Origin of the sequence: Streptomyces sp. NPDC059696 (assembly GCF_042733745.1) — a bacterium.
In the GTDB taxonomy this organism is placed as follows: Bacteria; Actinomycetota; Actinomycetes; order Streptomycetales; family Streptomycetaceae; genus Streptomyces.
This window is the reverse complement of record NZ_JBHWFG010000043.1, coordinates 1-21,326: the sequence shown is the minus strand read 5'-3', so window position 1 is coordinate 21,326 and position 21,326 is coordinate 1. Positions and strand designations below refer to the sequence as shown.

The 21,326-nt window shown below is 71.5% G+C and carries 17 protein-coding genes and 2 pseudogenes; 11 read left to right on the top strand and 8 right to left on the bottom strand.

Annotated elements, in window-relative coordinates; genetic code table 11:
- Positions 1 to 158 precede the first annotated feature (158 nt).
- Positions 159 to 404, bottom strand: coding sequence for a DUF2283 domain-containing protein (locus ACFV20_RS32540; protein WP_385663429.1), 246 nt, complete (start codon positions 402 to 404; stop codon positions 159 to 161).
- Positions 405 to 473: 69 nt separating this feature from the next.
- The gene (locus ACFV20_RS32535; RefSeq protein WP_385663426.1) at positions 474 to 1,238 is read right to left on the bottom strand and encodes a transposase family protein; all 765 of its coding nucleotides are present in this window, start codon (positions 1,236 to 1,238) and stop codon (positions 474 to 476) included.
- Positions 1,239 to 1,525: 287 nt separating this feature from the next.
- On the opposite strand from ACFV20_RS32535, the gene ACFV20_RS32530 reads away from it, so the two are divergent.
- Positions 1,526 to 1,939, top strand: coding sequence for a hypothetical protein (locus tag ACFV20_RS32530; RefSeq protein WP_385663423.1), 414 nt, complete (start codon positions 1,526 to 1,528; stop codon positions 1,937 to 1,939).
- 74 nt (positions 1,940 to 2,013) lie between these two features.
- Here the strand turns inward: ACFV20_RS32530 and ACFV20_RS32525 are convergent, their stop codons facing one another.
- Positions 2,014 to 2,412 (bottom strand): nuclear transport factor 2 family protein, encoded by a 399-nt coding sequence (locus ACFV20_RS32525; RefSeq protein ID WP_385663420.1) that lies wholly within the window; start codon positions 2,410 to 2,412, stop codon positions 2,014 to 2,016.
- A 108-nt stretch (positions 2,413 to 2,520) separates the two neighbouring features.
- Between ACFV20_RS32525 and ACFV20_RS32520 the strand changes: the two genes are divergently transcribed.
- Positions 2,521 to 2,817: a hypothetical protein gene (locus ACFV20_RS32520; protein ID WP_385663417.1), complete on the top strand. Its 297-nt coding sequence runs from the start codon at positions 2,521 to 2,523 to the stop codon at positions 2,815 to 2,817.
- Between the two features lie 246 nt (positions 2,818 to 3,063).
- A complete protein-coding gene (locus tag ACFV20_RS32515) occupies positions 3,064 to 3,357 on the top strand; it encodes a hypothetical protein (protein ID WP_385663414.1) in 294 nt (97 codons plus the stop codon).
- 26 nt (positions 3,358 to 3,383) lie between these two features.
- On the opposite strand, the pseudogene ACFV20_RS32510 reads toward ACFV20_RS32515, so the two are convergent.
- Positions 3,384 to 3,957, bottom strand: a pseudogene (locus ACFV20_RS32510) (dihydrofolate reductase family protein).
- Positions 3,958 to 4,271: 314 nt separating this feature from the next.
- On the opposite strand from ACFV20_RS32510, the gene ACFV20_RS32505 reads away from it, so the two are divergent.
- Together ACFV20_RS32505 and ACFV20_RS32500 are read left to right on the top strand one after the other, a co-directional pair.
- Entirely contained in the window at positions 4,272 to 5,033 is a 762-nt protein-coding gene (locus tag ACFV20_RS32505) for a ZIP family metal transporter (protein ID WP_385663411.1), read from the top strand.
- Between the two features lie 108 nt (positions 5,034 to 5,141).
- Positions 5,142 to 6,350: an acyltransferase family protein gene (locus tag ACFV20_RS32500; RefSeq protein ID WP_385663409.1), complete on the top strand. Its 1,209-nt coding sequence runs from the start codon at positions 5,142 to 5,144 to the stop codon at positions 6,348 to 6,350.
- 96 nt (positions 6,351 to 6,446) lie between these two features.
- Here the strand turns inward: ACFV20_RS32500 and ACFV20_RS32495 are convergent, their stop codons facing one another.
- On the bottom strand, positions 6,447 to 7,331 hold the full coding sequence (locus ACFV20_RS32495; RefSeq protein ID WP_385663527.1) for an NAD(P)-dependent oxidoreductase: 885 nt from the start codon (positions 7,329 to 7,331) through the stop codon (positions 6,447 to 6,449).
- A gap of 242 nt (positions 7,332 to 7,573) precedes the next feature.
- On the opposite strand from ACFV20_RS32495, the gene ACFV20_RS32490 reads away from it, so the two are divergent.
- Positions 7,574 to 8,173, top strand: coding sequence for a TetR/AcrR family transcriptional regulator (locus ACFV20_RS32490; RefSeq protein ID WP_385663406.1), 600 nt, complete (start codon positions 7,574 to 7,576; stop codon positions 8,171 to 8,173).
- A gap of 308 nt (positions 8,174 to 8,481) precedes the next feature.
- Here ACFV20_RS32490 and ACFV20_RS32485 read toward each other — a convergent pair whose 3' ends face one another.
- Positions 8,482 to 9,222 (bottom strand): YoaK family protein, encoded by a 741-nt coding sequence (locus ACFV20_RS32485; RefSeq protein ID WP_385663403.1) that lies wholly within the window; start codon positions 9,220 to 9,222, stop codon positions 8,482 to 8,484.
- A gap of 476 nt (positions 9,223 to 9,698) precedes the next feature.
- Between ACFV20_RS32485 and ACFV20_RS32480 the strand changes: the two genes are divergently transcribed.
- The 3 genes from ACFV20_RS32480 to ACFV20_RS32470 all read left to right on the top strand — a co-directional run bounded on the left by ACFV20_RS32480 (position 9,699) and on the right by ACFV20_RS32470 (position 15,792).
- The gene (locus tag ACFV20_RS32480; protein ID WP_385663524.1) at positions 9,699 to 10,964 is read left to right on the top strand and encodes an MFS transporter; all 1,266 of its coding nucleotides are present in this window, start codon (positions 9,699 to 9,701) and stop codon (positions 10,962 to 10,964) included.
- Between the two features lie 262 nt (positions 10,965 to 11,226).
- Complete coding sequence (locus ACFV20_RS32475) at positions 11,227 to 13,308, top strand: SpoIIE family protein phosphatase (protein ID WP_385663400.1); 2,082 nt, start codon at positions 11,227 to 11,229, stop codon at positions 13,306 to 13,308.
- A gap of 321 nt (positions 13,309 to 13,629) precedes the next feature.
- Complete coding sequence (locus tag ACFV20_RS32470) at positions 13,630 to 15,792, top strand: SpoIIE family protein phosphatase (protein WP_385663397.1); 2,163 nt, start codon at positions 13,630 to 13,632, stop codon at positions 15,790 to 15,792.
- 187 nt (positions 15,793 to 15,979) lie between these two features.
- Here the strand turns inward: ACFV20_RS32470 and ACFV20_RS32465 are convergent, their stop codons facing one another.
- Positions 15,980 to 17,167 carry a type III polyketide synthase gene (locus tag ACFV20_RS32465; RefSeq protein ID WP_385663394.1) on the bottom strand — a complete coding sequence of 396 codons (1,188 nt, stop codon included), beginning with the start codon at positions 17,165 to 17,167 and terminating at the stop codon, positions 15,980 to 15,982.
- An 811-nt stretch (positions 17,168 to 17,978) separates the two neighbouring features.
- On the opposite strand from ACFV20_RS32465, the gene ACFV20_RS32460 reads away from it, so the two are divergent.
- Positions 17,979 to 19,955 (top strand): glycosyltransferase family 2 protein, encoded by a 1,977-nt coding sequence (locus ACFV20_RS32460; RefSeq protein ID WP_385663391.1) that lies wholly within the window; start codon positions 17,979 to 17,981, stop codon positions 19,953 to 19,955.
- Positions 19,956 to 19,982: 27 nt separating this feature from the next.
- Here the strand turns inward: ACFV20_RS32460 and ACFV20_RS32455 are convergent, their stop codons facing one another.
- Complete coding sequence (locus ACFV20_RS32455) at positions 19,983 to 20,867, bottom strand: NAD-dependent protein deacetylase (protein WP_385663389.1); 885 nt, start codon at positions 20,865 to 20,867, stop codon at positions 19,983 to 19,985.
- Between the two features lie 232 nt (positions 20,868 to 21,099).
- Here ACFV20_RS32455 and ACFV20_RS32450 point away from each other — a divergent pair.
- Positions 21,100 to 21,326 (top strand): annotated as a pseudogene (locus ACFV20_RS32450) (hypothetical protein); the annotation flags it as partial.

The following is a 21,326-nucleotide window of genomic DNA, read 5'->3' as shown; positions in this document are numbered from 1 at the left end:
TCGCCGACGATGTTGCGCAGTTGTGCCGCCACAGCCGACCCATGCATGTCGCCCAAGAGGTCGCCTGTCAGACGTGCGACCCGGGATGCGAGTCCTCGCAGCTTCGCCAACAATGAGCCTTTTCCAACCTGTTCGCCGCGAGCGTGGTGCTCGGCTGGTCATGCACCTTCGGTGTCAAGTCGCTCCGCGGACTGGAGTAGGTACTCGGGAAGTTTCGAACTGGCCGCCAACACCTCGATGCCGATGAGGCGGCCCTGCTCGTCGAAGTCGAGGTTGATCATGCCGTCGACGTCCACAGGATCGCAGGGATACATGCGCGCTGACTTCACGCGGGTCTGCGGTTCGGTGAGGTATATGTACGCTGCGTTGACGGTCTTGTCGTAGGTGACTCTGACGTCTGTCACGGTGAGTGGTCTCCCTTGCTATCGCTGATGGCGGCGATGTCCTTGTCCATGCCGCCGGCGGCATGGATCTCAGGCTCCCGTGGCGAGGTGTAGGGCCAGGACGGCCTTGACGATGTCGGTGATGCGGGTGGTGCTGCAACGCAGTTTGCGCAGGAGCCGCCAGCTCTTCAGCGTGGCGTTGGCCTGCTCTCCGACGGCTCGTATCCTGGCGTGGGAGGAGTTCACCGCCCGCTTCCCAGCTGGGAGCCTGCTCCAGCGGCCCCGGTAAGGCACCCGGATCGTCCCCTGAGCTCCCTGATATCCCTTGTCGGCCCACGTCCGGATGCCGGCTTGGGTGAGCGCTTCGATGATGCCGTGGGTGCGTGCGGCCTTGATGTCGTGGACCGCACCTGGCAGGGCAGGTGACACCCAGATCAGGCGTCCGAACGCGTCGGCGATGACCTGGACGTTCATGCCGTGGCGCTTGTGCTTGCCGGAATAGTAGGGGCGGTCGGCGGCAATGCGGTCGATGTGAAGCAAGGTGCCATCCAGGATCACGAGTGCCTTGCCGGCGGCAACGGTCATAACCTGCTGGAGGGTGGGGGCCAGGGCAGCCAGGACCTCAACCGCCTCGACGACGTACCGGAAGACGGTAGCGAGCCCAATCCCGAAGCCAGCCGCGAGCTGGGCGTACGTGTGCCCACAGCGCAGATGAGCCAGCGCGAGCAGAGCCTGCCGGTCCGCGGTCAGGCGGCGCCAGCGCGTGCCGCGCTCACGCCGCCGGGTCCTCAGCAGGCCGGACAAGTAGCGCAGTGTCGAGGTGGACAGATCGATCCCCGATGGGTAGACAAGCACGTGAAGCTCCGGGCGGACAGGTTGATCTTGGTCGACAACCCATCTACCAGGAGCTTCACCTTTTCCTCAACGCCGCTCTCAGCCAACCGACGTGCTACGCGACCAGGTTGGAAAAGCCTCAATGGTGATGAGAAGTCGTGTGGCTCACGGCCTGGGGCAAGCTTCCGCGGTCTCTCGCGATTTATTCAACGATCAAATACCCCTCGCCACTCAGGTGACTGATCATGTGCGTTTCACTGGCGACATCCCGCGGAACTCTGGCAAGAGCCGCGAGCGGAGGAAAGAACATGAAGTCGACAGAGATCGACCGGAGTCGGCTGGCGAAGAGCGAGAAGGAGTACGCCGCCTTGCTGGCGAGCGATGACGACTGGTTTGCCCGTACCGCCGAGGATGTAGAGCGCCTGCGTGCAAGCCGTCACCACGCCCTGTCAAACCTCAGTTATGAGGACTTCAGCGAGTTCCTGAGCAGCCTGGCCTTCCGTAACGGCGGAATGGTGTCCGGAAGCTACAAGCCGCTCATGTCCCTTCCCTTGACGCAAATCTTCGAAGTTTTCGAGAGCTTCGGGATAAGTCGGCAACTCATCGCTGAGGAGCCGACCCAAAGGGAAGGCTGCGACGTGCACCTTGAGTGCAGAGAAATCGCGCCGGGAGTCTGCGAGTTCAGCTTCTGGAGTTACTGCATCCATCCCCCGTCCTATTAACGGGGCACGACTCCCCGCTGACGCCCCGCACGTGGTCCCGACGCGCGCGGTCGGGTAGGAGCCGCCCGGCATGTTCACTCGGCCACCGTGTCGGCGTGGCGGTGGGCCACCCGCCACGCGCCGTCCTCACGGCGATACACCTGGGTGGCCCGCAGGGTGTAGGTGCGGGGTTGACCGTCGACGGAGGCGGAGGTGTGCTCGAGGCCGGCCGTATAGGCCATGTCCCCGCGGACATCGCATGCCAGCAGTTCGAAGACATAGGACGTGCAGTCGGAGAAGCTCCTCTCCAGCGCCGCGAAGAGACTGTCCAGCTCCTCCTGCCCCCGGGCGTTGCGCCACGCCCCGAGGACACTCACGGGCTCATGGCGCGACCAGAGCGCCCGGCGGGGAGCCGCGTCACCGTTGTGGAGCGCACGCTCCGCCTCGTACAGGGCGGTCTCGACCCACCCAAGGAATTCTTCACGGTCGGTCATGACCTCATCATCGGCCGAGACCCACGCGATGCCCGCGATGTCCGGCGGCGGCGCGCCCGGTGACCTCACGGAAAACGCGTTGTCAGTGGTCGCTGAGAGGCTGAACGGATGAACGGCGACGAGCAGCTGCTACGCGGCCGGGTCTACGGCCACGACCACGACGACCCCGATCCGGGCCCACGCCCCGGACGCACCTATGCCCAGCTCATCGGCGGGCCGCTGGACGGGCTGCTGCTGGACGTCACGGGCTGGACACCGGACGAGCTCGCCACCGGGGCCGCCCTCCCCACGGAACTCGGACGGTTCCCCGGCGGCCGCGCGCTGTACGACCCGGCCCCCGGGGCCCCGCGCACACCGGGCGCTGGGGTGACGTGCCGCTTCCACTACCGCGGCGACACTCCTTGACCGCGGAAGCGCGTGGAGGAGACGTGGGCCGGCCAGGGCGGGAGTCCGCAGGGATGAAGAACGTCCCGACTCCAGGATGCTCGGAGAGGCCGTCCCGCCCGGCGTGAGGTTCCGCCGAGGTGACGAAAGGGCCTTTTTCGCACGTTCTTTCCTCCGATCCGGGTGATCCGGACTCGATGCCGCCCTCACGAGCGTGACTGCGATTCCGAGCTGATATGCGGCGCGGATCGGGGTACCTGCGTCGGCATGGCTTCGGAAACTGATCACGCTGAGTCCGTACGTGCCCTGCGGCAGCTGCGCCGGATGCGCACCTTCTACGCCGGGGGAGCGGCGCTGTGGGCCGTCTCGGCCGGGTCGGCGGGGTGGGCCGACCCGGGAAGCAGGCAGATGTGGGTGTCGGTGGTGTTCCTCGTGGTGTTCGCCTCCCTGCTGGCCATGACCGCTCTCTGGCTGAGGCGTCGGCAGGCCGACCAGCCCACCGAGCCCGTCCACCACGCCGCTCCCCGCAGGACGGCCTGGCGACGTCACGCCAACGCCTGAGCGGGGGTGCCACCACCGCCGCCGGGTCAGTGCAGCCTGGGGCGGTAGGTGAGTTCCTGGATGTGACCGTCGAGCGTGCGGGCCTCGACCAGCTCCAGGTCGAAGTCCGCCGCCTCCCGGAAGACGGGGTCCAGGCCGGTCCGGCCGGTGATGACCGGGAAGCGTCACCTGCAAGCGGTCGACCAGACCGGCGGCCATCAGCGCCCGGTTCATCGACAGACTGCCGTGCGAACGCAACGGTACGTCGGACTCCTCCTTGAGCCGGGCGACCACATCGACCGCGTCACCGCTCGCCACGGTGGCGTCCGGCCAGTCGAGGGGGCCTTCGAGCGTCCTCGACACCACCGTCGTCGGCAGGTTCCTCATCCGTGTCACCCACGGATCGCGCACGTCGGAGTCCTCCGTGCTCGTGGCCGGCATCTGCGCGAACAACCGGTAGGTGTGCGCCCCGAAGATCATCCGTTGCTCCTCGCCGTACAGGGCGAGGCGGCGGTCGAGCAGTTCGGGCCCTTGTCTGCCCCAGTAGCCGGTCCAGTCGCCGCCGGCGGCACCGTAGCCGTCGAGGCTCGAGAAGACGTCGAAGGTGTAGGGGGCGGTCATGTCGTCCTCCTCGCGAGCGGCCGGTCACGGTGCGTACGGCCGATGAGCAGCTGTCCGGGTGCCTCTCGGCGACCGTCGCACTCGTGGACCCGCCGCGCCCCCGGAACTCATCGCCGTGACCACCCGACGGACCGCCGCCCCCTCGAACGGCGGATGGCACAAGGGACACCCGGGCCGCCGGGCCGCCGGGCCGCAGAGCGGGCGTGCCGCCGTGCCGCCGAGCGGGCGGTGCCGTGCCGGTGGCGCGAGGGTTCCGCCGACAGATGGCAGGCGGACGCAGGTGCCGATCACCCTCAGGCGGGTACACGCGCCGCATGTCCGAGGTGATCCAAGCAGGTGGTTGGGGGTTGCTGGCAGGAAGTGCCCTCCTGCTGGGAGCGGTGTTCGGCTACGGGATGCGCGTCCCGCAGAAGGTCATCGCACTGGTGATGGCGTTCGGTGCCGGCGTGCTTCTCTCCGCCGTCTCCTTCGAACTGGTCGGCGAGGCCTACGACCAGGGCGGGCTGGGCCCGGCGGCTGTCGGAACCCTGGCTGGAGCGGTGGCCTACACGGGCGGCAATCTCTGGCTCGCACGCCGGGGCGCACGCCACCGCAAGCGATCCGGTCACCACAGTGAGCAGACCCAGCCGTCCGAGGAGCAACAGAGCGGCTCGGGCCTGGCGCTGGCGCTGGGCGCGCTGCTCGACGGTGTGCCCGAGTCGGCGGTGATCGGCGTCAGCCTGCTCGACGGCGGCACGGTCAGTCTCGTGACCGTCGCAGCGGTGTTCATCAGCAACGTCCCGGAAGGGCTGTCCAGTTCGGCCGGGATGAAGAAGTCCGGCCGCAGCAAGGGGTACGTCTTCGCCGTGTGGGGCGCCATCGCCGTCGCGAGTACCGTGTCCGCCGTCCTCGGGTACGCCGTCCTGGGCGGTTTCTCGCCCACCGGGATCGCGGGCGTGACGGCTGTGGCCGCCGGTGCGATCCTCGCCATGATCGCCGACACGATGATCCCCGAGGCCTTCCAGGACGCGCATCTGGCGATCGGACTGGTCACGGTCAGCGGCTTCCTGGTCTCCTTCGCGCTGTCCCACGCCTGACGCCGCATCCCGGGGCGTCCTCCCGGGGCCGGCCTGCGTGGGTATGGTCCTGCGCGCCCCTCCCCGCCACCATGGGTGCACGCACCCGAGTCGGGGGAGGGGCGCCGCATGGCGACGCGTACGGAAGTACAGGCCACCTCACCGGAGCGGCGCCCGGAACTGGACGCGATACGCATGCTGGTGGTGATCGGGCTGATCTTCTTCCACTCGGCATTGGTGTTCGCGACGGAAGGCGACTTCTACGTCACGAACTCCGAGACCACGGAAGTCGTCACCGTCATCGCCGGGTTCGGGGTGGTCTGGGCGATGCCGCTCCTGTTCCTGATCTCCGGCCTGGGCGCCCGGTATTCGATGCAGCGCCGCGGTGCGGGCCGTTTCGTCACCGAGCGCCTGCTGCGACTGGGCGTTCCCCTGCTCGTCGCGACCGTCCTCCTGAACCCGCTGCCGCAGTGGCTCCGACAGCGCGCGTCCGACCCGGCCTACGACGAGTCGTACCTCGCGTTCCTGCCCCACTTCTTCGACGTGCACGTGGAGTTCGACGAGTTCCCCTTCCTGGTGCAAGGGCGCTACTTCGAGACCGGCCACCTGTGGTTCGTCGTACTGCTGCTGACGTTCTCCCTCATGCTGGCCTGCCTGCACCGATGGCTGCCGCACGGGCCGGTCCGGCGTGCCCTGGACCGTACGGCGACGGCCGTGTCTCTGCGGCGAGGCCTCGTGCTGTTGCCTGCCCTCGGCTTCGCCGCTCTCTGCGCCTTCGCCGGCATGGAGGAGGACTATGCGGGCTGGCACCGGTGGTCGTACCTGCTCTTCTTCGCCGCCGGTTTCGTCCTGGCCACCGACACGCGCTGGCGCACCGCCATGCGGCGCGACGCGCGTGCGGCGGCCTGCCTCGGCGTGCTGTTGTTCGTGGCGGCGGCCCCCGGTTTCACCACCGTCGACGATCCCTTCACGGGGACCACCCCTCTGGCCGTCGCATCACGAGCCCTGTTCGGTGCGGCCGGATGGTGCCTGGTCGTCGCCATCCCCGGCGTCCTCGACCGCCCAGGACGCCGACTGCCGCAGGAGCCGGTGACCTCACCGGACAGGACCTCGCGCCGACGTGCCTACCGCTATCTCGCCGCCGCGGTCCTGCCGTTGTACGTCCTCCACCAGCCGATCGTCGTCGCCGTTGCCTACGTCGTGGTGGGCTGGTCGGCGCCGATCGCGGTCGAGTACCTGGCGCTGGTGACGATCTCCCTCGTGCTGACCCTGACCGCGTACGAACTGCTGGTGCGCCGGACACGCGTGACGCGTCTCCTGTTCGGCATGCGGGCATGAGCTCTGGTGCCCGAGTCCTGATGCCGATTGCCGATTGCCGATTGCCGATTGCCGGATGCCGGACGCCGATTGCCGATTGCCGGATCCGACGTCGGCTCAGGTGTGCCGTTCCTTCGCCGTCCGGGTCTCCAAGGCGTGCAGGACGGCGACCATGTCCTGGTCGCCGTGGCCCTGTCGGACGGTCTCGTCGTAGAGGGCGTGGCACACGTCGAGGAGCGGGGACGTCAGGTCCGCCCCGCGGGCGGCCTCGGCGATCAGCCGGTTGTTCTTCAGGACGTCCGCGGCGGCGGCCTGCACGGAGAAGTCGCGCTCCAGCAGCTTCGGCGCCTTGCCCCGGGAGACGGAGCTGGCCATGGGCCCGGCGTTCAGGACGTCTCGCAGGAGGCGTTGGTCGAGCCCGTGCCGCTCGGCGAAGTGGAACGCCTCGGCGAGCCCCGTGACCAAGGTGATCAGGAACAGGTTCACCGAGAACTTCATCAGCAGCGCACCCGGGACGGCTCCGCACGTGAACGTCTCACGGCACATCGGCGCGCACAGGCGCCGTACGGCCGCCACGGCGTCCTCGTCGCCCGCCAGCATCCCCACCAGGTCGCCCCTCTCGGCAGGGACACGGCTGCCGGAGACCGGGGCCTCGACGTACCGCCCGCCCGCGGCCCGCACGTCCTCCTGGAGGTCGCGGGAGAAGCCGGCCGAGGTCGTGCCCATGTGCACGACGGTTCGGCCGATGACACGCGGTGCGAAATCCGGTGTGCCGCGCCCCAGCACCGCGTCCACGGCCGCCTCGTCGGCCAGCATGAGGAACACGGTCGCCGCCCGGTCGAAGACCTCGGCAGCGCTCGCGGCGATTTCGGCGCCGGCGGCTCCGAGCGCCTCGCAGCGCTGCGGGGTGCGGTTCCAGACCACGAGAGGCGTCCCGGCCCGGGCGAGACGGAGGGCCATGGGCTGCCCCATGACCCCCAGACCGATGAAACCGACGTACATCACGCACCGCCTTCCCGGCCCCGCGCGCAGGCCGAGCCGCCTCACCGCCGCCGGGCCGCCGACCTCACCGCGCTTGACTATGACCGCGGTCATAGTAGCGGTGATTATGACCACGGTCATAGACTCCGGGCGCGGAAACAAGGCGAGAGCACGGCGCGCATGGACCCGCTTCCCGGCGCGGTGGACCTGGAGAATGGCGCCGAGTGGACTCGGAGAACCTGGCGAGCGAACGGAGGCCGGCCATGGCGAAGGCCGAACGGGGACCGCGCGAGCGGATGGTCTTCAGCGCGGCCCAGTTGATCCGCCGTGACGGAGTCCACTCCACCGGCATGCGCCAGGTCGCCGTCGACGCGGCGGCGCCCCGCGGATCGCTCCAGCACTACTTTCCCGGCGGCAAGACGCAGTTGGTCGACGAGGCGGTGGGCTGGGCCGGGCGGTACGCGGCACGCCGTGTCCCACGCTTCCTTGCCGCGCTGCCCGAGCCGACGCCGAGCGGGCTCTTCGCGGAGATGGTGCGCCAGTGGACCGACGAGTACAAGGCCGCCGGCTTCGCGGGCGGGTGCCCGGTGGCCGCCGCGACGGTGGAGTGCGCGGAGTCGGTCGCCTCGACGCGCACCGCCGCGTCCGGGGCCTTCACGATGTGGACCGGTGCGGTCGCCGAGGCCCTGACCGGGATGGGCGTCCCCGAGGAACGGGCCGGCGCACTGGCCACGCTCATGATCAGCAGCCTGGAGGGAGCGATCCTGCTCGCGCGCGCCGAGCAGGACGTCCGTGCCCTGACGACCGTGGCGCGGGAACTGGGCCCCTTGCTCGACGCGGCCGTGAGGCAGGACAACCCCTGACGGAGCCAGGCCAGCCGCCGCGCTTCCCAGCCCGACGACGCCCACCCAGCGGGACCGCCCCCTCTCCCTGCGTCACCCAGCCATGCCCGGCCCGGTCTCGCCCGGCGCGGGGCCGCCCCTGACCTTGGTGTCACCCGGCCCGGCCCATCCTCGCGCGGCTCAGGGACCGCCCCTGATGCCGCGTCACCCTGCGCCACCCGGCCCGGCCTCGCCCGGCCCAGGGACCGTCCCTGATCCTGCGCCACCCTGCGCCACCCGGCCCGGCCCTGCCCGGTCACTCCCGCGCAGGGGCCGCCCCTGATCCCGCCTCACCCGGCCCCGACCGCTCCCGGTCCACCCGGGCGCGCGACCATGCCCGCCCCCGCGAGGAGCAGCACCGCCGCCGCGAGGACGAGCAGCGCACGCCCGGTGCCCAGCGGCACCAGCAACAGCGCGCCGAGCACCCCGCCGCTGAAGATTCCCCCCACGGTCGCCGTCCAGCGCGTCCTGGCCAGCCGCTGCTGCGCCGTCATCCCGTGCAGCGCCGCCCGGGGGCGCCTGAGTACGTCGTTGATGAGCTCGGCGATGGCCGTCTGGCTGAGCAGCGTCGGCATGCCCGGCACATGCACCCGCAGCACGGTGGAAGCACGTACGCCCATGGCCAGCGCGACGAGTGCCACGACCCCGTGATCGCCGGCGGCGGGGACGGTCCCCGTGCCGTACCGCGCCAGGGCCAGCGCACCTGCGCACACCAGCAGGGCGGCCTCGCAGACGAGCCCGACCGGGAACCACGGCCCGCTGCGATCCGCCAGGTGCGTCAGAACGACGCCCGCGACGGCTGCTCCGGCCATGAACGCGCCGATCGCGGTGGCGGGCCGCGCCACGGGGACGACACCCTCCCCGGCGAGCGCGAAGGAAAGGAAGAGGACGTTGCCGGTCGCCAGGGCGCAGAACACCTTGCCCATGGTCAGAAAGCTCACGGCGTCGACGGCACCCGCGAGCACGGTGAGCACGGTCATGACGGCCACCCGCCGGGCATCGGTCGCGAGGACCGTGGACGCATCGGACATGCGCCCAGTGTGATCAGCACCGGTGGCCGGCGACCGGACCACGGCCGGGACACGCGACCGATGGCTACGGGCGGACTACCACGGCCGACGCGGGGCGGCTGAGGACGCCGCCTTCCGCGGCGGCGCTCCGGCGGTTAGGGTCCGGGGACGGCGAGTCACCCACGAGGAGCTGAGACATGGTCGGTCGCCCGGGCGCGCGTTGACGTCGTAGGCCGTTCGAGCGGCCTGTCATCGCGTGCTGGCCCTGATGCCGCGGCACAGCGAGCCTTCTCCTGCCCGGACAGCCGACGCCCGGTACGCGTACGCGGCTGCGGGCCTCGTTGTCGGCCACCCGAGGGACACCCGTGTCGTCCGCTCCCGTTCCTCCCTCTCCGTCCTCTTCTTCTGCCTCTGCTTCTCCCTCTTCTTCTTCCTCTTCTTCTGCCTCCTCCGCTTCGTCCGCCGGGTCCGGTTCCGATCGGCGTGCTCCGTCCGGTCTGTGGCGGGACGCCGACTTCCGCAGACTCTGGTGCGGTCAGACGGCGTCCCAACTCGGTGAACACGCAACTCTGGTGATCCTGCCGCTCCTTGCGGTCCTGACGCTCGACGCCGGCGCCGCGGAACTCGGCGTCCTGCGCGCGGTGGGACAGGCTCCCGTCCTGCTGCTGTCGCTGCTCGTCGGTGCGTGGGTCGACCGATGGCGTACCCGCACGACGATGGTGCTCGCGGATCTCGGCAGGGCCCTGGCTCTGGGCGCGGTCGCCGTCGCCGAGCTCGTCGGCGGGCTCGGCATGCCCGCACTGCTGGCGCTCACCTTCACCGTCGGGGCCCTGTCCGTGGTCTTCGACGTGGCGTACCAGGCGTCTCTCGTGCGGCTGGTGGAGCGTGACGAACTGGTGCGGGGCAACAGCGCGCTCGAGGGCAGCCGGTCCGCCGCGCAGATCGGCGGTCCCGCGCTCGGCGGGGCACTGGTCTCCCTGTTGTCGGCCCCCGTCGCCGCCGCCTCCGGCGCGCTGTTCTTCGCGTTGTCGTTCCTGTCGATCCGGCGCATCCGACGGGACGAGTCGACTCCGGCAGGCCGGGAGGAGGAGCCCGCGCGGATCGGACGGCGGATCCGCGAGGGGCTGGGCTTCGTCGTCCGTGACGCGTTGCTCCGGTCCGTCTGCCTGGCCTCTGCCGCGTTCCAGTTCTCCTTCGCGGCCATGATGACCGTCCACCTCCTGTTCCTGCCCCGGGAGCTGCACCTGTCGGGCACGCTCGTCGGGCTGGTGCTCGCGGCGACGGGGCCGGGCGCGCTCCTCGGCTCGCTGCTGGCCGCCCGCCTGCCGGCCCGGTTCGGACACGGCACGGTGCTCGTGGGCGCGGCGGCGCTCGGCGACGGCGCGTTCCTGCTCGTGGCCCCGCTGGACGGTTCCCCCGCGGTCACGGTTCCCGTGCTGCTCGGGGTGGGCTTCCTGTTCGGGTGCGGCGGCCAGCTGGTGAATGTCACCATCATGGCCGTGCGGCAGGCCGCCACCCCCGACGAGATGCAAGGACGCGCGGCGGCGACGATCACGTGTGCCGGCCTGGGGCTGACCCCGCTCGGCTCCCTGACCGGCGGGTTCATCGCGGGGGAGTGGGGGCTGCGCACCGGCCTGCTGGTGACCGCCGCGGGCATGCTGCTGTCCCCGCTGGTGATGGCCCTGTCTCCGCTCGCCCGCCTCGGGCGGCGGCTCCCGTCCCCACCCGGCCGACCCGGAAGCGCGAGCCCACGCGAACCGTGATCTCCCCGGTCGGAGCCGGACCTGTGGAAGGCTGGAGGGGTACGGACCGACCTGTGGGCCGGACCCCGGGCGGCGCCCGTGCTGGTCACCGGGCCGTGGGGTCCGACCGGGCCGTGGTGCCCTCCCCGGCGCGTCCCCTGGCCGTTCGCAGGTCTGGTACCGCATCGTGAACGGGTTGCTGACCTGCAAGGAGGCCGCCGCGGACGTCTGCTCGGGCAGACGGGTGCGCCGGTGAGGTCGACAGGCCTAAGGGGCGAATGTGATGAGCCGAGCGAACCAGCGGTCTGAGCAGGCGGTCTACCCCGAGGGTTCGGCTTCCGGCCCGAGCGGGCTGATGGACGTGCTGGGTATCGCCGCGGTCCTGTTGGAGGCCGACGGCCGGATCGACATGTGGAGTCCGCAGGCCGAGGCACTGTTCGGTTACACCGGTGACGAGGCGGTCGGGCAGTACGCGGCCCGACTGCTCCTCCATCCGGAACACCGGCGGGCCGGGATGAGACTGTTCGCCGAGGTGATGGAGACCGGCCGGGGCTGGGCCGGATCGTTCCCCGTCCGGCACAAGGACGGCAGCACCCGCACCGTCGAGTTCCGCACCATGCGGCTGACCGACAACCTCGGCGACCACTACGCCCTCGGTCTGGCCACCGACCGGGCCACGGTGCAGCAGATGGAGCGCGAGGTGGCGCTCTCCAGCCAGCTCGTCACCCAGGCGCCGATCGGACTGTCCGTCCTGGACACCGACTTGCGGTACGTCGCGGTCAACAGCGCCCTCGCCTCGATGCACGGCGTCCCCGCGGCCGACCACATGGGCCGCCACTTCCGGGAGATCCTGCCCGGAGCGCCCTTCGCCGCCGCCGAGAACCACATGCGGGAGGTCCTGGAGACCGGGCGGCCCCTCGTGGACGAGCAGGTGGTGGGCCGCACCCGCGCCGACCCCGACCACGACCACGCCTGGGCCGTGTCGATCTACCGCCTGGAGGACCAGGGCGGCCACGTACTGGGGATCGCCAACGTGGTGGTGGACGTCACCGACCGGTACGAGGCCGCCCAGCAGGCCGACCGGGCCCAGCAGCGCCTGCGTCTGATGGCCGACGGCTCGGCACGCATCGGGACCACCCTGGAGGTCGAACGCACCGCGCAGGAACTGGCGGACGTCCTGGTGCCCGACCTGGCCGACATGATCGCGGTGGACATTCTGGACTCCGTGCTGCGCACGGGCCGCCCGGACCGGGGAGACGGCCCCGCGCTGTTCCGGGCCCTGGCGGTGAAGACCGCCTACCCCACCGGGGCCTCCGAGGCGATCATCGCGCCCGGGCACCTCACGACGTACCACACGGACCACCCTGCGGCCCACTGCCTGCGCACCCGCAAACCGGTGCTTATCACGCACATCGACAAGGGCGACCTCCGCCGGATCGCAGCCGACGACGCCGCGGCCGGGCTGCTCGCACAGGCCGGTGTTCACACCGACATGGCCGTCCCCCTCATCGCCCGCGACGAGATCATCGGCGTGATGGGGCTGGCCCGCGCGCGCAATCCGCAGCCCTTCGACGAGGACGACCTCACCCTCGCCTGCGAGCTGGCCTCGTCCGCCGCGCTGAGCATCGACAACGCCATCCTGCACCAGCACATCCGCACCGCCGCCGAGACCCTCCAGCGCAGCCTGCTGCCCCGGCCCTCGCCCCGCCGCCCCGGTCTGGAGATCGCCGCCCGGTACCGGCCCGCGGTGGCCTTCAGCGAGGTCGGCGGCGACTGGTACGACGTCATCCCGCTCGGCGGGGACCGCACCGCGCTCGCCGTGGGCGACGTCATGGGCAGCGGGATCCCGGCCGCCACCGCCATGGGCCGGTTGCGTACCGCGACCTCCACCCTCGCCGACCTCGACCTCGCCCCGAGCCGCATCCTCACCCACCTCGACAAGATCACACAGGGCCTCGACCCCTACATCGCCACCTGCGTGTACGCGGTGTACAACCCGCACGCGGCCCGCTTGCAGGTCGCCTGCGCCGGTCATCTCCCACCGGTCCTGGTACGGGCCGGCCGAACTCCCGAACTGCTCGACCTGCCCACCGGCACCCCGCTGGGCGTCGGCGGCGGCCACTTCGAGACCTCCGCCGTCGCCATGAACCCCGGTGACCAACTCGTCCTGTACACGGACGGACTGGTCGAGACCCGGGACGACCCGATCGACGAGCGCCTGGAGGCCCTCCTGCGTCTGCTCTCCCCGCCGTGCGACTCGGCGGAGGAGACCTGCGACCGGCTGCTGCGGGAGCTCCGGGGGCCGACCGACCACGACGACGTCGCGCTGCTCATCGCCCGAGCCCGCCCGCTGTCCCGGCCTTGAGCACGCCACCGGCCTCCGTGCCCGCTCCGTGCCCGCCCGCTGTCCCGACCTTGAGTACGCCACCGGCCTCCGTGCCCGCTCCGTGCCCGCCCGCTGTCCCGGCCCTGAGCACGCCACCGGCCTCCGTGCCCGACCTGTGGCCCGGCCCTGGGCACGCCACCGGCCTCCGTCGCCGGTCCCGTGGCGGCCCGCGCACTCGCTGATGTGTGCGAAGCGGTCACCGGTGTTATTCAATGAGGTGTGCGGTCAGGGACTCGGGGCCCACCCGCACGGGTCCGGAAACAGCCCCGGCACGGTGCCGGGGATTGCTGAGAGAGCCGCATGGACTCCACACCCTCGCCCTCGCCCCCACCCTCGTCCTCCTCGGCGTTCGAACTGGTCAGCCACGCCCTGGGGCGCTACATCCCGCAAGGCGGCACGTCGGCGGCCGACGCGCCGCGTGAGTCCGCTCCGCGCGAGCGGGTGCAGGAAGATCCGGCGGACGGCCGACAGGAACAGATCCTCGGCGCCCTCAACCTGGACCGGGAACTGCGCATCACCCGCTGCAACCTCGACGCCCCCGTGTTCGCCGGTCTCGATGCCCGGGCCGGCAAGCCGTTCGTCGACCTCCTGCCCCCCGGGGACGTCCCCACGGTCACCCGCCGCCTCCGGCAGGTCGTGGAGAGCGGCGAGGCGCACGTCGCCCGGATCCAGCGGCTGAGGCGCGGCGACGGGTCCGAGCTGGTCGTGTCGATGAGCATCCTGCCCGCCGCGTCACCGGAGGAGGACCTGACCGTCTCCGTGATCGCCATGGCACGGAGACTGCACCTCTACGCCGCCGAGACCGCCATCGGCACCTCGCTGGACATCGGCGAGACCGCGCAGTCGCTGGCGGAGTCCTTGCTGGCCTGGGGAGACGTCGCCGCCGTCGACCTCGACTTCGCCGTGTGGACGGGCGAGGGAGTGACCGGCAAGGCGCAGGGGCGCATCCACCTGCGGCGGGCGGCGCTGGTCCCGGACCGGGTGTGGCCCGAGGGCTACCTCACCCCGGGCGACGACCTGCCCGGCGACGCGAGCCGGCTGCTGGCCCAGGCGGTCCTGCGCGACGACGCCCCGCAGACCATCGTCATCCCCGACCGGCAGGCGGTCGAGCGGGTCTTCGGCAATCCCCGGGTGGTGCGCGCCCTGGTGCCCAGTGGACGGTCGGCGGGCGTGGCGTGCATTCCCCTGGTCCTGGACGGCGTGCCGCCCGTCGTCCTGGGCGTCGCGGAGGTGTGGCGGCGGGCGGACTACCCCTTCCGCGACAGCGAGCTGTTCGACCTGCAGGAACTGGTGGCCAGAACCGCCCACCACGTGGACCTGGCCCGTCAGCACCAGCGCGAGCACACCCAGGTGCTGGCCCTGCAGCGCCGGCTCCTGCCCCGCACCGGCGGCGACACCATCGACATCGCCAGCATCTACCAGCCCGCCACCCCCGACAGCGCCGGCGTCGGCGGCGACTGGGTGAACAGCTTCCCCCTGCCCGACGGCCGCACCGCCCTGGTGGTCGGCGACGTCGTCGGCCACGGTCTGGGAGCCGCGGCGACCATGGGCCAGCTGAGCATGGAGGCCCGCGCTCTGCTGTCCGCGGGGCTCGCGCCCGACCAGGTGCTGGAGCACCTGGACGAGACCGTGACGATGCTGGACGACGCGGAGTCCGGGCTGGCCGCCGGCTACAGCGCGCTGGGCTCGACCTGCTGCATCGCCCTCTACGACCCGGTGGGCCATCACGTGACCCTGTCGAGCGCCGGTCACCTGCCCCCGATCCTGGTCTCCCCGGACGGGCGCGCGGGGCCGCTCTCGCTCCGTCCCCACCCGGGCCTGGGCGCCGAGTTCGCGCTGCGGGAGCCGTTCGACGTGTACACCATCGGCGTGCCCCCGGGCTCGGTGCTCGCCCTGTACACCGACGGCCTGGTGGAGGATCCCGCCCTCTCGATCGACGAGGGAATCGACCGGCTGGCGGACAGGGTGTCGAGGGTGCACCCCTGGGACGCCCTGCAGCAGACGGCACGGGACGTCGTCTCCGCCCTGGCACCCGCCCCCCAGCGCGACGACGTGACCCTGCTGCTCGCGCGGATGATCGGCTACCGCAAGGGCGACACGGCGACGTGGCGGCTGCCCGCGCGCAGCGACGCCCCCGCCCGGGCCCGCGAGCACGTCGCGGCGCTGCTGAGGCAGTGGGACGCCAGGGACGACACCCGGGAGAGGGTCATGCTGCTGGTCAGCGAGCTGGTCACGAACGCGGTGCGCTTCGCCACCGGCCCCATCACCGTACGGCTGATCAGGGCCGGTCACGGCCTGCTGTGCGAGGTGGGCGACACCGGCAACGGCAGGCCCCGCCTGAGGCGCGGCGACCTGCTCGACAACGGCGGTCGAGGCCTCGGCATCGTGCACCGCCTCACCACCCGGTGGGGGGTGCGGTGGACCGACACCGGGAAGGTGGTGTGGGCGGAGATCGCGAGGTGACGCGGCGCACCCGGCACGCGTACGTCCGCCGCGCGACCCGGACCGGTCCCGTCCTCGGGCGGAGCCACCGGAGCTCCGGACGGTACGTGCGGGCCTGCTACCGGCGGAGCCGCCGGAGCTCCGGACGGTACGTGCGGGCCTGCTACCGGCGGAGCCGCCGGAGCTCCGGACGGTATGTTCGCGCCTGCTACAGCCACTGCCCTTCCAGAGCGGTGGCGGTGAGTCCCGGTGCCGCGGCGTACAGCACCGCGCGGTTGCCCGGCTTCTGCTGCCCCGCGTCGTGTGCCCGCCGCAGGATGTCGAACACGGCCGCCCCTCCGCGGTTGCCGCTGGTGTAGCTCTCCCGGCTGTAGTCCAGCAGCCCCGACGGCCACCCGTCGGGCATCGTCTGCTCCATGTACTCCAGCACGCGGGTGCCCCCGGGGTGCGCGAGCAGGACGTCGGGGTGCCAGGAGTCGGGGTCGTCCTGGTACCGGGTGCGCAGCCACTCCCACATCGCGGTGACCGTCTCCTGTACGGCGCGCGGCCCACGCCGGTCCATCACGAAGTGGGTGCCGTCCACCCGCGTCTCCAGCCGGTGCAGATCCTGCGTGCCGGGCAGGGTGTGGTGCCAGGCCGCGTCGAGGCGCAGCACCGACTCGGGCCGCGGGCGGCCGGTGACCACCGCGGCGACCGCGGTGTCCGCGAACAGCAGCCGGACGATCAAGGACTCCAGCGTGTCGTCCCCGGGCTGGTAGGTGGTGCTCAGCGCCTCCGAGATGACGACCAGGACGACCCGGTCGGGGTCCGCGGCGACCAGATCCGCCGCCAGCGCCAGGGAACGCGTCCCCGCGATGCACGCCCACTGCGTGGCCGGCAGCAGCATCACGTCGCTGCGCAGCGGCAGCCTGTTGGCGAGGGCCATGTCCAGGCCGGGCAGAGCCGGGGTCGTGGAGTGACTGGTGATCAGGCAGTCGACGTCGGCGGCATCCAGCCCGGCGGTCTGCAGGGCCCCGCGCGCCGCACGCTCACCGTAGGCCTGCACGGCCTCCCAGGCGGGTGCGGTGCGCTCCTCGACGGTCTGCGGCGCGGGTATGGACTCCAGGGCGGCGATCACGCGCTCCACGTCCCGCGGGGCGAACCCGTCGCGAGCCAGCGCCTCTTGGGCCGACGCGGTGCCGACAGCCCCCAAGGTTGAGCCCTTGCCCGGTGCGACGGCGGTCTCCAGCGGCAGCATCCAGCCGCGCGTCTCGATGCCCGTGCTCGCCGCGATGCCGTCGACCCGCGGCGCCCACGCCGCATGCGGGTGCCGTTCGTTCACCTCCGCCACGATCTGGCTGGTCTTCACGGCGTGCTCGCCGTGTATCACGGCTGGCGGGCAGAGATATGCGGCCATGAGGGGGCACCTTCCGAGGGGATACGGGGAGAAAGTCGAGAGTGCTGTGTCATGGGTCACTTTTGAACGTCACACTCAAGAGGATGTGCGTAGGCCCCAGTTCGGGAGCACTCATCCGCTTCGAGCATGGACGCCAAAGGGACATTTCCGCTGTGATGCAGACAACTTAGGCGGCATTTCGGGCATGTGACACGCCGCACATCGCCGAGTGCACCCCTTCTCCCCACCCGGCGAGCGAGCTGCCGTCCCGCTACCGGACAGGCTCCAGCGTGCACCGGAGTGGCGCAGGCCGAATGCCGCGCCCTGGCACGGACGTTGCCGGACGCCCTGTCGGCGGCTCCGGTGACGTACAGGGAGGGAGTCCACGCCATGCCCGTCAGAGGCGATCCGGCCGGCAGGGAACTGCTGGCCGAGGCGGACGCCACGCACCGATGCGCCGGGATTCGGGCGTGGCCCTGACCGGCCTGCGTCCGTTCCACGAGACCCACCGCAGCGCCGATGGACAGGTGAGCGCATCGCTGGGCGGCGAGGAGTACGCGGCGGCCCGGTCTCGTGGTGCCTCGGCCGAGAACGCCCCGCGACCGGTGCGGGAGGAGGGGACGTCCACCGGGGGCCGGCCCGCACCCGAACGGGTGGTTCCCGCACTCCGACAGCGTAGGGGGACGCCTCACGCAGGGCGGCGGAACCCGGTCGGGCCGGAAGCTCCGAGGTGCGGTCCGTTCACCTGCCCCACCGGAACCGGACCCCCTCCCTCGCCTCCGACCGCCTCACCGTCCGGGAGCCCACCATGTCCCCTGCGAACCCTCCCCGCGTGAGCGTGATCATCCCCGCCTACAACTCCATGCCCGAACTCACCGCATGCGTCACCTCCGCCATGGAGCAGACGCTCGGCCCGGACGAGATCGAGATCATCGCCGTCGACGACGGCTCGACCGACGGCACCGGCGCCGAACTCGACCGCCTCGCACGGACCTGCTCCCGCATGCGCGTCGTCCACCAGCCCAACAGCGGAGGAGCCGGAGGCCCCCGCAACACCGGACTGGACCTGGCCCGCGGCGACTACGTCTTCTTCCTCGACTCCGACGACTACCTCGGTCCGGACGCCCTGCGCCGCATGGTCGCGATGGCGGACGAGAACCGCACGGACGTGGTCCTCGGCAAAATGGTGTCGGTCGGCGGACGAGCCGTGCCGACGGCCGTCTTCTCCCACAACCAGCCCCGCACGGACATCTTCTCCTCCGCCGCCTACCGCACCCTCGGCTGCTGGAAGCTGTTCAGACGCTCCCTGATCGAACGGCTCGGCCTGCGCTTCCCGCCGTACCGCAACTGCGAGGACAAGCCGTTCACCGCCGCGGCCTACCTCAACGCCGACGGCATCTCCGTCGTCGCGGACTACGACTGCTACTACTCCCGCAACCGCCAGAACGGCAACAACCTCACCCTCACCGCCGCCGACCTCGTCCACCGCATGGACGGCACCCGGTTGTGCTTCGAAACGGTCGCCCGCTACCTGGAGCCGGGGCCGCGCCGGGACCGGATCATGCGCCGGCACGTGGAGTGGGAACTGTGCGGACCGCTGCGGGCCCTGCTGCCCCGCGAGAGCGAACGGCGGGCGAGGGAGCACTTCTACCCGCAGTTCCGGCACTGGGCCCGGAGTTACGTGAGCGACGGCCTCTTCCGGTCGCTCGCCCCGCCGGACCGGCTGATCGTCCACCTGCTGCGCACGGACCGCTACGAGGACCTCATGACCGTGGCGCGCAACGCCAAGGAGGACGCGGCGCGCGACAACGTCGTGGACAAGGGCCGCGTCTACTGGTCCCACCCGTTCTTCCGGGACCCGGCGAAGGCGGTCCCGGACGACTGCTTCGACGTCACGGACCGCCTCCCGGTCCACCACGAGCTGACCGAGGTGTCCTGGACGGGCGACGGCCACGTGCTCCGGCTCACCGGACACGCCCGCATCGAGTCCCTCGGCCCGCTCCAGCCCACGACCCGGCTGATCCTGCGCCCGAACGGATTCCGGCACCCGGACATCCCCGTGCCGGTGACCGTCGGCACCGCCGTGCGTCCCGGCGACGACCCGGCGACCGGATTCACCGTCGACGTGGACCTGCGCACCGCGGACGCGGGCTCCCCCCTCAAAGACGGCCTGTGGGACGTCCACCTCGACGTCCGCGCCCAGGGAGTCCGCCGAACCGTCAGGCTGCGAACCACCTCGACGGCGACCGACAGCCGACGGGCGACGCCCCCGCGGCGAGAGCCGGCGGCCGACGCCCGGCCCGGGACGGAACCCGCCACCGCCCGTCCCTTCCTCACCGCCCAAGGTCACTTCTCCCTGGAGGTCCGGAGCCCGGATGCCGGTGCGGCGTCCCCCGTGACGGAAGTCGCCTGGGACCCCTCCCGACGCGCCACACTCGTCGTGAGCGGTCGCCTCACCGGCGAAGCCGGAGGCCCCCGGCCCACCGCGCTGCACGCAGAAGCGGACCGGGGCTCCGTACGAGAGGTGCCGCTGCTGTACGCCCGGGACGGCAGCCGGTCCTTCACCGCCCGCATGCCGGTCCGGAAACTGCGGCCGGGGCGGTGGACGCTGACCCTCCGCACAGAGGCCCCGGGGCGTCGCCTCCCCGTCCGGGCCACGACGGAGCTGCCCGGCACCCGCTGGTTCCGCACCTCACGGCTCGGCTACCCCTACTACGCCAAGCCGCTGCGGAACGGCCCGCGGGGAACCCTGGTGCTGCGCGTGGCGCCGATCAGGCTGGTGGCGGCCGTCCGGCGCCTCCTCGGCTGACGCCGGCGCACGACCGATCCCCTCACCTCAGTCGAGGGAAAGGCCCAACTGCAGGGCGACGGTGCTCAGGGCCGCCCCCAGCGGGAGAGCGACCCTCGTGAGGGCGTGCCGGTCGCCCCGGGTCTGATCCCGGTTGACGATCAGCACCGGCTTCCCGGCCTGGGCCGCCTGGCGGACGAAGCGGAGGCCGGACATCACGGTCAGGGAGGAGCCCAGGACCAGCAGCGAGGCCGCCTCGCGCACCAACGCGCGGCAGTGTTCCACCCGTTGGGGCGGAACGGCTTCGCCGAAGAACACGACGTCCGGCTTGAGGATGCCGCCGCATGCCGTGCAGGGGACGACACGGAAGCCTGCCACCTGGTCGTCCGTCAGGTCGGCGTCCCCGTCGGGGTTGATCCCGGCGGCCACAGGCGCGAAGCCCGGGTTGGCCTCCTCGAGCCGCCGGGCCAGGTCGCGGCGCGGGCTGAAGGCGCCGCAGGAGAGGCAGACGACCCGGGCCAGGGACCCGTGGAGTTCCACGACGTGCTCGCTGCCGGCGGCCTGGTGCAGACCGTCTACGTTCTGGGTGACGACACCCGAGAGCAGGCCGTGCCGTTCGAAGGCCGCCACGGCCCTGTGCCCGGCATTGGGCCGGGCCCGGCCGAAGGTGCGCCAGCCGAGGTGGCTGCGCGCCCAGTACCGGCGCCGCGCCGGGGCGGTGGCGGTGAAGTCCTGGTAGGTCATCGGGGTGTGCCGGCTCAGGCTCCCGCCCTCGCCCCGGTAGTCGGGGATGCCCGACTCCGTGGAGATACCGGCTCCGCTGAGCACCAGCACTCCACCGGCACGCAGCGCATCGGCGACCGGCTCCAGATCCGTGGTCCCCGGCGGCAGGTCCTCGGCAGGGGTCCAGCTCAGGGTGGGACGCATGCGCATGCCGCAAGGGTACGAAACGGCAGCCCCGGCGGAGCGTTCACTCTCAACCCATTGCAACGCACTGGATCCTGTCATTGCGTTAAGTGCCATCGTCGTTGCAACGAATTAGCGCCCTTGAGCTGCACACGCGAGGTTCGTGCGCAACAAGGGCGTTGCTCATTGCGTGAATGCAACGTAGCTTTTCCATCATCGGAAACAGCGCACCGCGCGCACCGAACGAAGGAGAAGCACGATGCAGAAGTTCGACACCCCCGCCCCCGTCTCCGCTGTCCTGGACGTCCCCGCCGGGCGCATCCGGCTCATCGCCGCCGACCGGGCCGACACCACCGTCGAGGTCCTGCCCGCGGACGCCGCCGGGAGCCGCGACGTGCGGGCCGCCGAGCGGATCGACGTCCGCTACGACGACGGCGTCCTGCGCATCACGGCCCCCGGGGCGAAGAACCGGATGCTCGGGAACTC

What these genes read in the sequence shown, in the direction of transcription:
- ACFV20_RS32530 (WP_385663423.1), top strand. Translation starts at nt 1,526, where the DNA reads ATGAAGTCGACAGAGATCGACCGGAGTCGGCTGGCGAAGAGCGAGAAG.
- ACFV20_RS32525 (WP_385663420.1), bottom strand. Translation starts at nt 2,412, where the DNA reads ATGACCGACCGTGAAGAATTCCTTGGGTGGGTCGAGACCGCCCTGTAC.
- ACFV20_RS32520 (WP_385663417.1), top strand. Translation starts at nt 2,521, where the DNA reads ATGAACGGCGACGAGCAGCTGCTACGCGGCCGGGTCTACGGCCACGAC.
- ACFV20_RS32515 (WP_385663414.1), top strand. Translation starts at nt 3,064, where the DNA reads ATGGCTTCGGAAACTGATCACGCTGAGTCCGTACGTGCCCTGCGGCAG.
- ACFV20_RS32505 (WP_385663411.1), top strand. Translation starts at nt 4,272, where the DNA reads ATGTCCGAGGTGATCCAAGCAGGTGGTTGGGGGTTGCTGGCAGGAAGT.
- ACFV20_RS32500 (WP_385663409.1), top strand. Translation starts at nt 5,142, where the DNA reads ATGGCGACGCGTACGGAAGTACAGGCCACCTCACCGGAGCGGCGCCCG.
- ACFV20_RS32495 (WP_385663527.1), bottom strand. Translation starts at nt 7,331, where the DNA reads ATGTACGTCGGTTTCATCGGTCTGGGGGTCATGGGGCAGCCCATGGCC.
- ACFV20_RS32490 (WP_385663406.1), top strand. Translation starts at nt 7,574, where the DNA reads ATGGCGAAGGCCGAACGGGGACCGCGCGAGCGGATGGTCTTCAGCGCG.
- ACFV20_RS32485 (WP_385663403.1), bottom strand. Translation starts at nt 9,222, where the DNA reads ATGTCCGATGCGTCCACGGTCCTCGCGACCGATGCCCGGCGGGTGGCC.
- ACFV20_RS32475 (WP_385663400.1), top strand. Translation starts at nt 11,227, where the DNA reads ATGAGCCGAGCGAACCAGCGGTCTGAGCAGGCGGTCTACCCCGAGGGT.
- ACFV20_RS32470 (WP_385663397.1), top strand. Translation starts at nt 13,630, where the DNA reads ATGGACTCCACACCCTCGCCCTCGCCCCCACCCTCGTCCTCCTCGGCG.
- ACFV20_RS32465 (WP_385663394.1), bottom strand. Translation starts at nt 17,167, where the DNA reads ATGGCCGCATATCTCTGCCCGCCAGCCGTGATACACGGCGAGCACGCC.
- ACFV20_RS32455 (WP_385663389.1), bottom strand. Translation starts at nt 20,867, where the DNA reads ATGCGCATGCGTCCCACCCTGAGCTGGACCCCTGCCGAGGACCTGCCG.